Annotated in this window: 8 protein-coding genes; 2 read left to right on the forward strand and 6 right to left on the reverse strand. The window is 46.4% G+C overall.

Annotated elements, in window-relative coordinates:
* Both ileS and AC3OH0_RS04435 read left to right on the forward strand, forming a co-directional pair.
* The coding region (gene ileS / locus AC3OH0_RS04430) for an isoleucine--tRNA ligase (protein WP_498344899.1) at window positions 1-2,967 on the forward strand (2,967 nt) is incomplete at its 5' end.
* Window positions 2,964-3,353 (forward strand): cytidine deaminase, encoded by a 390-nt coding sequence (locus tag AC3OH0_RS04435; RefSeq protein ID WP_498344900.1) that lies wholly within the window; start codon window positions 2,964-2,966, stop codon window positions 3,351-3,353. The genes ileS and AC3OH0_RS04435, both read left to right, overlap by 4 nt.
* A gap of 2 nt (window positions 3,354-3,355) precedes the next feature.
* Here AC3OH0_RS04435 and AC3OH0_RS04440 read toward each other — a convergent pair whose 3' ends face one another.
* The 6 genes from AC3OH0_RS04440 to AC3OH0_RS04465 form a co-directional block, all read right to left on the reverse strand.
* Entirely contained in the window at window positions 3,356-4,003 is a 648-nt protein-coding gene (locus tag AC3OH0_RS04440) for a class I SAM-dependent methyltransferase (RefSeq protein ID WP_498344901.1), read from the reverse strand.
* Between the two features lie 67 nt (window positions 4,004-4,070).
* Window positions 4,071-5,339: a threonine synthase gene (locus AC3OH0_RS04445; protein WP_498344902.1), complete on the reverse strand. Its 1,269-nt coding sequence runs from the start codon at window positions 5,337-5,339 to the stop codon at window positions 4,071-4,073.
* 44 nt (window positions 5,340-5,383) lie between these two features.
* Window positions 5,384-6,307 carry a carbohydrate kinase family protein gene (locus AC3OH0_RS04450; protein ID WP_498344903.1) on the reverse strand — a complete coding sequence of 308 codons (924 nt, stop codon included), beginning with the start codon at window positions 6,305-6,307 and terminating at the stop codon, window positions 5,384-5,386.
* A 14-nt stretch (window positions 6,308-6,321) separates the two neighbouring features.
* A complete protein-coding gene (fba, locus tag AC3OH0_RS04455) occupies window positions 6,322-7,137 on the reverse strand; it encodes a class I fructose-bisphosphate aldolase (RefSeq protein ID WP_498344904.1) in 816 nt (271 codons plus the stop codon).
* A 69-nt stretch (window positions 7,138-7,206) separates the two neighbouring features.
* Window positions 7,207-7,704: a COG2426 family protein gene (locus AC3OH0_RS04460; RefSeq protein WP_498344905.1), complete on the reverse strand. Its 498-nt coding sequence runs from the start codon at window positions 7,702-7,704 to the stop codon at window positions 7,207-7,209.
* Window positions 7,705-7,759: 55 nt separating this feature from the next.
* Window positions 7,760-9,405 (reverse strand): HD domain-containing protein (locus AC3OH0_RS04465; RefSeq protein WP_498344906.1); only part of this gene is annotated, 1,646 nt, incomplete at its 5' end.

The raw sequence follows: 9,405 nt of genomic DNA on the forward strand, positions 1-9,405 counted from the left end.
AAGGATGCTGTACTAAGATATAAGCGGATGCAGGGGTTTAGGGTATACGATCAACCAGGGTACGACTGCCACGGCTTACCCATAGAGGTGAAGGTCGAGCAGAAGCTAGGGGTTAGGGTAAAGAGAGAGATCGAGGAGAAGATAGGCGTAGACAGGTTTATCGCCGAGTGCCGCAAGCTAGCACTGGATAACGCGGCAGCAATGACCAAATGGTTCATCGACCTAGGAGTCTTCATGGATTGGGAGAATCCTTACCTAACATTGAGGAATGAGTATATTGAAGCCGCATGGTGGCTTGTTAAAAAAGCCGACGAGCACGGATTGCTGGATAAGGATACGAGGATAGTTCACTGGTGTCCGAGATGTTCTACAACACTTGCAGAATACGAGATTGAATATAAAGAGCTAGAAGACCCCAGCATTTACGTGAAATTCCCAGTCGTTGGACAGGATAAAACATATCTTGTAATATGGACGACAACTCCGTGGACTCTACCGGCAAATACCTTTGTAATGATACATCCTGAAGCTTACTATGTCAAGATCAGGGTCGGTGATGAAACATGGGTAGTTGCAGAGGAGAGATTGAATGCTTTTCTTGACGAAACAGGCATTAAGGAATATCGAGTAGTCGAGAAAATAAAGGGTAGCTCGCTGGTAGGGGTCAGATACACCCATCCCTTGAGAGATATTGTACCGCTACAGGCTGAACTAGAACAGTATCACACGGTTTTGCCCGCGCCTGAGTTCGTAACCATGTATGAGGGAACAGGTCTCGTCCACAGCGCACCCGGACACGGGTTCGAAGACTTCACGGTAGCGGTCAGGTGGGGCATTAAAACCATTGCAAGCCCAGTGGATGATGAAGGGAGGTTTACAAGCGAGGCAGGCAAGTATGCTGGCATGTTTGTCAGAGATGCAAACCCCATTATTATCCAAGACCTTGGGCAGAGAAACGCGTTGATTTCCAAAACCTCAATCACACACAAATATCCTGTTTGCTGGCGTTGTAAGACACCTGTATTCATAAGGGCAACCCAGCAGTGGGTGATCAAAGTATCAAAGCTCAAAGATAAGCTCCAAGAAGAGGTTGAGAAGGTTAACTGGATACCTGAATGGGCTCTCGATAGAATTAAAAGCATGCTTGAAAACCTGCAGGACTGGGTTGTTTCAAGGCAGAGGTACTGGGGTACTCCACTACCTGTTTGGACATGCCCTAACGGTCACAGGGTAGTGGTGGGGAGCGTTGCAGATATAGTTGCTCTTGGAGGAAAACCTCCGAGCGAGCTTCACAAGCCTTGGATAGATGAAGTCGTGTTGAAGTGTCCTGTGTGTGGTTCCGAAATGCGCAGGGTTCCTGACGTGATGGACGTCTGGTTTGACAGTGGTGTTTGCTTCTACGCGGCCAAGGGGCATCCGGAGAACCTACCCCTTGAAGACATAGTCCTCGACTTCATCGTTGAGGGGCATGATCAAACTCGAGGCTGGTTCTTCTCCCTTCTCAGAGCCGGAGTGCTAGGCTTCAACCTTGCTCCTTATAAGAATGTCCTCGTCCACGGGTTCATGCTCGACGAACAGGGCAGAGAAATGCATAAAAGCCTTGGAAACTACGTTGGAACAAACGAAGCAATCGCAAAGGCAGGGAGAGACCCGCTGAGGCTATGGTTGTTATCGAACACTACATGGGAGGATGCTAAATTCTCCTGGAAAAGTATTGAGGAAGTGGCTAGAGATCTCTCCATAGCGTGGAACGTGTTTGTTTTCGCCAAGACTTACATGGCTTTAGACGGCTTCAAACCTGAGCAGGCAAGGCTTGAGAGTTTAATGGATGCTTTGAAACTAGAGGACAAGTGGATATTGAGTAGGATTAATTCGTTAATTGAGAAGTCAACGTTATTTCTAGAGAGTTATGAAGTCCACACCGCTGTAAGAATGCTCCGTGAATTCATCGTTGAAGATCTCAGCCACTGGTACATAAGATTGATAAGGCCCAGGGTCTGGGTTGAGGAGAACACGAGGGATAAGCTCGCCGCTTACACGGTTCTCTACTATGTTCTAGATAAATTAGTACGGATGCTTGCGCCTTTCACCCCGTTCATCACAGAGTATATTTACCAAGCAATGTTCAAAGAGCACTATAGGGAGGAATCCGTTCACCTGCTCGAGTGGCCCAAAGCCGACGTATCTCTCATAAATCCGGAGCTGGAGGAGACAATGGTTGTTGTGAAAAAGATTTTTGAAGCAGCAGCATCCGCAAGAATGAAGGTGGGATTGAAACTCAGGCAGCCCGTTAAAACCCTAACCATTTACGTTAACGACACTAAGATAAGTGAAGTAGTTATGAAAAACCGAGAGCTCATAAAGCTTATCGCTAACGTCAAAAATGTTGAAACCAAGCCCCTCTCAATGCTTAAAGAAGTCACCAAGTACAAGGTTGAGCCAGTTTACAGCGTGTTAGGGCCAAGGTTCAAGCAGAAAACGCGGTTGGTGATAGCCTACATTATGGAAAACCAGGATAAAGTAGCATTGGACATAATCAGTGGGAAAACGCATGAAGCCGTTATTGAAGGTGAGCAGGTAGTAATCGATGACTCCTGCGTGAAGATAACCCCCTACTTCATTGAAGGCTACTCTGTTGTGGATATTGAGTGGGGTAGCATCGCAATCGATACAAGGCTCAGCGAGGAGGAGATGGCCGAGGGACTGGCGAGAGACCTGGTTAGGAGGATACAAGTTATGCGGAAAATGCTAAATCTCTCACTAGACGCAAAGATTAGAGTCGTTATTATTGCCCCTCAGGAGAGAGAACACGTGATCCTCTCTAAGGTTGACTACATTGCAGGCGAAACAAGAGCCGTGGAAGTCAAAGTCTCAACAAACCCGAATCTTCTCGCGGATTTCAAGGGATTGGTAAGGGAGTGGGATATTGAAGGAGAAACATACCATATAGGGGTTGAACAGGTTTGACCCTTAACGATGAAGCTCTGATCTCTATTGCGGTTAACGCGTTGAAAAACAGCTACGCACCATATAGCAGGATCCATGTCGCCGCTTCCATCCTAGGCTCTAACGGGAAGGTTTATACCGGGGTTAACGTTGAAAACGCTAGCTATGGTTTAACGATATGTGCCGAGAGATCTGCTATTGTTCAAATGGTTAGCGACGGCGAGAGGAAGCCTGTAAAGATCGCTGTTGTAACAGACCTGGAGAACCCTATACCTCCATGCGGCGCTTGCAGACAGTTTATTGCAGAGTTCAATCCAGATGCGGAGATAATTCTCCACAGCGCTTCCTCGGGCAAAACGGTTAAAACAAGACTCTCAGAGCTTTTCCCCAACCCTTTCAAGCTTTAACTTCACTGTTTAACCGCTGTTAGCAAAATATTCCTTGTTTCAGCCGGTTTCCTGGGGTTTTCCACCACTGTCTCCACTTTTTCAACACGAAAGCCCGCGCTCTCTACTTCACTTTTAAGCTCGGGTATTGAGTAGAAGTGGTAGAATCTATCACCCAGGCCTGATGAAACTATCACACCATCGCAAACCTCTTTTCCCCTCGGTTTCTCGCTGGGAAACCAGACTGAAAGAATGAGAAGGCCTCCGGCAACCAGTACTCTTTGAATCTCCTTAAGAAATACGAGCCTGCATTCTCTAGTAGGGATGTGATGTAGTACGGCCAAAGATATCACCACGTCAAAGGATTCATCCATTAATGGAATGTCCAAGCCGTCAGCATTGAGCAACGTGACGTTACCGGTTTTCATCTCAACTCTGGTGTGATCATCGTAAGAGGGATCCATCAATACCAATAACCCCTGATAAGAAGTGTTCTTTCTCAAATACCCTGCACGTCCAGCACCGACATCGAGAACTCTGCCTTTCAAATACTTGGTTACGTCAATACTCCTCCATCCCGCCTCCCTGTACTTCGGAGCCTTGCGAAAATACTCAAGTGTGCGAAGGAGTGCTTGGCCACAAATATTCCAGCACTTCTCACTACGATCCAACGCTTCCGCGCCATTCTGTTGAATCATGGTTAAAAATATGTTGATAAGGGTTTAATAGAAGAGTGTGCTACATCCGGATTTTATAGTAGTTCTCCGACGCCTTCTCAAGCTCCTCGAGGCTTGGGTTAATCAATGGTGCATCCCCAGCAGTTTTCCTGATAATGTCGGGGTCTTTCAAACCATGCCCTGTAACTAGGACAACCACCATCTCATCCTTGTCGACAAGGCCTTCATTAAGTGCTTTAATCAATCCTGCAAGCCCTGCTGCACCACTAGGCTCTGCGAAAACCCCTTCCAAGCTTGCAAGAAGCTTCATTGCCTGGACTATTTCATCATCCGTGACCACGACCCCATATCCGTTCGTCGCATACATCGCCTTCAACGCTGCGTCGCCATCCCATGGGAAAGTGTCTTCAAGCCCTGTAGCAATGGTCTCAGGAGGTTTCTCCCAGGGTTTAATGTTCAACGGGTCTTGCTTCTCAAGCCAAGCCCTAACCAATGGGTAGTTGCCCTCAGGCTGCACAGCAACCATTTTAGGATACTTGTTTATGAGTCCCACCGCGTTGAAATCCCTGAAACCGTTGTACACGCCTGTGAGTAAACTCCCCGCCCCGGTAGGTACAAATACCTGATCCGGGGTCCTCCATCCCAGTTGCTCAATTATTTCCATCGAGATTGTCTTAGGCCCTTCTATTTGATACGGGTTGTATACTCCGAAGCTAGGGCTTGGGTAGAACCCGTATTTCTCCACGACAAGTCTCATCATTTTAACAGTTGGATCCTCGGCCTCAGTCCACCTTACCTTGAACACCTTAGCGCCGTAGTAGAGTAGTTGAGCTATTTTCCCATAGCCGGCGAAATCGGGCACGAACGCGAAGACGTCTATCCCTGCCTTGGCTCCATACGCTGCTAGAGATGCTGCCGCGTTCCCACTGCTTGCGATGGTTGCTTTTTTAAACCCGAAGAATTTTGCCATCGAAACCGAAACGCTCATCGCCCTGTCTTTGAAACTACCTGTTGGGTTTCTTGTTTCATCTTTAAGATAGAGATTTCTCAGTCCAAGAGCCTCCGCCAGCCTCGTTGATTTTAAAAGAGGGGTGCCGCCCTCGCCGAGGGATACCACGTATTCTTGGCTGGGGACAGGAAGGAATTCCATATACCTCCACATGTTGAATGGCCTTTTTTCAAGGTTTTCAATACTGAAGGCTTTTCCTAATTTCTCATAGTCGTATATTATGTCCAGCCTGCCCAGGTCATTGTTTTCGCACAGGACAGGCTTAGACTCTAGTCTATACTCTCTGCCACACCTGTTGCACTTCAAGTATTTCACGAACATGCATGATACCTCATGGTTATGGGTAAAAACTATTTAGAAGAAACTTAAATTCCTTCTCTCTCCCATATGAACTTTACAACTTCGTCATGGGTTGGCACGCAGTGGGATCCAAGGCTTGAGATTTTCAACGCGGCCACGGCATTACCGTATTGAAGAGATTTTCTCAAACTGTATCCTCTCAGGAAGCCTGTTATAAAGCCTGATGCAAAAGCGTCTCCAGCCCCCGTGGTATCGATCACGTTGTCAACTCTGTAAGCCGGGATCTCCTCCTCCAAGTCCCTACTGTAGACATATACTCCTTTCCCACCCCTCTTCACGATCACCACTTCTGGTCCGGTTGAAGCTATCTCCTTAGCCGCCTGCTTGTAATCCTCCATACCCGTCAATAAAGTTGCCTCTTTATGGTTTAGGAAGACAACGTTAACCCTGGACACGACTGGCTTCACTTTCTCCAAGCCCTGTGACGCTAGCACTCTTCCAGGATCCCACGAGGATTTCAACCCGTATTTCTCAGCAATCCTGAGGGCTTCAATAGTCATATCCAGTCTAAGGCTTGCAATGTGAATCCACTTAGCCCTTGAAATCGCATATTCACTAAGGTCTGAAGGCTCCAGCGTTTCAGCAGCTCCTTTGAACCCGTACATCGTGATGTCTCCGTTCTTGTTAATAGCGACTATGGTAAACCCTGTTTGCCCCAGGCTTATCCTCAAACCACTTATATCCACGCCCTCTTTCAAGAGATCGTCGACTATTATTCTACCGAAACTGTCGAAACCTATTTTCGCCAAGATGCTTGATTTCAAACCTAGCCTTCTTACCCCTATGGCAACGTTTACAGCTGATCCGCCGCTCCCCCATGATTGTTCGAGAACTTTGCTCTCCTGATCTATTCCTGGAAAGGTCTCTACTAGAATCCTTATGTCAACAAGAGCGTGTCCTACCGTGACAACATCTATATCGCTTGACATTCCTGACCCACCGGTTACTGCATGGTTTTGAAAGCTTCTTCAGCGGTTAAACCTTCGTGAACAATCTTCATGACCGCTCTTATCGCTAACGCTGGGTTTTCATGCATGAATACGTTTCTCCCTACAACCACTCCTTGAGCACCTGCCTTCATCACGTCTTCAACATCCCTCAGGAAATCCATGAAATTCCTCCTAGGGGCTCCACCGCTCATTAAAACAGGTATCCCTGAAGAGGCCTTCACCACTTCTCTAAAAGTATCCCAGCTACCAGTGTAGTACGTCTTTATCAGATCCGCCCCAACCTCAATGGCTGCTCTCACACCGTACTTGACCACTTCCACATCGTACATGTTCTTAATGCTGGGACCTCTCGGGTACGCGAGCTGTAAACAAGGATACCCGTACCTTTCAGCCTCCTCTTTTATTGAAACCCATCGAGAAAGCATGACGTCCTCGTACTGGCTACCCCAGTAAACAGTGGCGGCCACTGCATCGGCTCCAAGCGAGACCGCTTCCTCCACCGTGCCTATTAGGCTTTGAAGCATCTTCTGGTCCTCCGGTCTCAAATTAGTTTTACCAGTCACTTTCACGATCAGACTCGTCCTCCCCAGCCAGGAGTCCCGTGTAACATAAGCGAGCCCGGGTGTTAGCATCACCGCGTCAACACCTGCATCAACTATTTTCTTTAACAATCCCCTAGGGTCTATTGTTTCGCTGGTGAAATCCCATGGGCCGTGCTCGAACCCGTGGTCGAATGCGAACACGACTGCTTTCCCATCGCGGAGGATTCTGTTCAATCTCACAGTTTTACCAATATTTGCGTATGACATGTAACCACCTTACATGTTTGATTTAATCTCTACAATGAATTTTAAAAGCCACCCCCTATAAGATTTGAGTTAAAGGAGGAAAATCGTTTTCAATATGGATATTCCGAGGTAAACTGCCGAGTACACTATTAGCGATGCTATCAGCACTCCGAGACTAATTGCAACTATGGCTTTTTTCTTATCAACTCGTAGTAGAAAAGCTATCAGGCTCCCGGTCCACGCACCAGTCACCGGTAGGGGGATGCCGACGAACAATGCTAAGGATAACAAGGTGATCTTTTCCATCCTTGATGCTTTCTCCAACGCTTTTTCCACTATCTTGAGATAAATGTTTCTAAGAAGCCTTGGAAATTTCTCACTCATGACTATTTTTTCAACCGTTGAGAGAATGTTCAACGCTACCGGGGCTATGAGCAGGTTTGCCAGGACACCTGCTAAAATGTAAAAACCCATTAGATTAGCGTCTTCTCCTGCTTTAATTACGGCGTAGGGTATAGCGCCCCTTATCTCGCTAATGGGCAGGAATCCCAGAATGAACACTACCAATAGGCTCTGCAAGTCAAGCATGTTAACCCCAATCATCTATCTCTCCTATATTGAATATTTATGCTGAGGGCTGGTTTTAACTAGTTTCAGGCGCCTCCCTTCCTCCGCCGTACAAGGCTTCTTTTATAACTTCTTCAGCGCTCTCCTGGGCTTTCTTCAAATCACTACTTGATAGGTCTTTGTATTTCTCACGGTTGACGTAGATTGTGAATAAAACCTCGGGAATAAGCCCATGCTGTTGCGCAAACTCCTCATATGTTAAATCTTCTACATCTATAACCTTGCTACCGCGGATCTCCACGACATGTATTTTATCCAGAACTTCGGAACCGGAGGACGGGTATATTTCAACCTTGTCAATAATGGTTAAGATATCAGAAGAGTTGACATTTCTATCTTTCAGCACGCTGGAGATTTCTTCACTAATCTTCTCCTTCAACATTTTCTGATAAGTCTCTCCGAAGCGCTCGCTGAATAAGTGCTTAGCGTACTTTAAATTATAGTTAAACCTGCCTATCATCTTCCATACGGGTTTCCTCTCAATGAAAAGACTTTGCAACGCCTTCCTCGCTAATTCCTTATCGACGCACTCATACGTTGAAACATCTTCATATATTAAGTTGGCTAGCATGCTGTAAAGGGAGTGATCAGTTAAGAGGAAATACTTGGATAAGCTATCAGGTTTCTGCAATATTTCCTCGATTATTTCAACAAGTCTTGATTTCAAGCATTGGAGGAGATAACCGATCATCTCAATAAACGCCACGTTCACCGGGTGGAGGTAAACATTCTTATACATTATCTTTCTCGCATCGAAAAGCCTGGCTATTTCGTCCAAGGATTTTCGAGTCACTCCTGGAATAATCATGTTGTTTTTCTCCACTAGGAAAGTGTTTCTAATGATCCAGTCATCGTTGATCTCGCCTACCGGAACCCCTGTGAAAAAGCTGTCTCTTTTAAGATAATCCATGATATCGCTAGTGTAGGCATAATCCCTAACAACAAGTCTAACCATACTGCTCAAGTCGTTAGAGGATGGGTTGTAAAAGTCCTTATCTGAGAGGAGGGACCGGTTAACAAGGTCTGTAAAATCCTTCATACCCCTGGGAGGCTTCATGCCCTCGTCAAGCAGAGATATGAGAACCTCTGGGTCTAGGCCGAGTGTTTTAGAAGAGTCCAAGGCTTGCTCGTATATTCTCTCCCTTAAAAAATCCCTGTAGAGGAGATAGCCAACGACTTCATGGTTGCCCACGCTGTATCCAAGAAACTCTCGGGTTTTATAAACGTATTTGTCGAATGCGTGGCTGAATGGCCCGTGCCCCAGGTCATGCATTAGGCCTAGTAATCTAGCGGCGAAGATGATTTCTTTCTGATGCCCGATAATGTCCTTTCTATAAGTGCATTCCTCTGGTAGATGATACGATGTTCTAAGCAAGTGTGTTATATATTTGAAAGACGAGTGCATTACGCCTATTGAATGAGCAAACCTTGTGTGGGTTGCGTTTGGATAGATAAAGTGGGCTGCCTGAAGCTGGTAGATATATCTCAGCCTCTGCATCGCCCAGGAATCAATAACCTTGTCCTCGAACCCTTTTACAAAATCAATATACCCGTATAACACGTCTCTTATCTGACCATTAAACGGTATGAAGGGGGATGGAGAAGACTCCATTTCTAATCCGCCACCAATATCATACCCGTATATTGGAATATATGTTTCAG

Source organism: Thermosphaera sp. (assembly GCF_059755995.1).

What these genes read in the sequence shown, in the direction of transcription:
- AC3OH0_RS04460 (WP_498344905.1), bottom strand. Translation starts at nt 7,704, where the DNA reads ATGCTTGACTTGCAGAGCCTATTGGTAGTGTTCATTCTGGGATTCCTG.
- AC3OH0_RS04445 (WP_498344902.1), bottom strand. Translation starts at nt 5,339, where the DNA reads ATGTTCGTGAAATACTTGAAGTGCAACAGGTGTGGCAGAGAGTATAGA.
- fba (WP_498344904.1), bottom strand. Translation starts at nt 7,137, where the DNA reads ATGTCATACGCAAATATTGGTAAAACTGTGAGATTGAACAGAATCCTC.
- AC3OH0_RS04450 (WP_498344903.1), bottom strand. Translation starts at nt 6,307, where the DNA reads ATGTCAAGCGATATAGATGTTGTCACGGTAGGACACGCTCTTGTTGAC.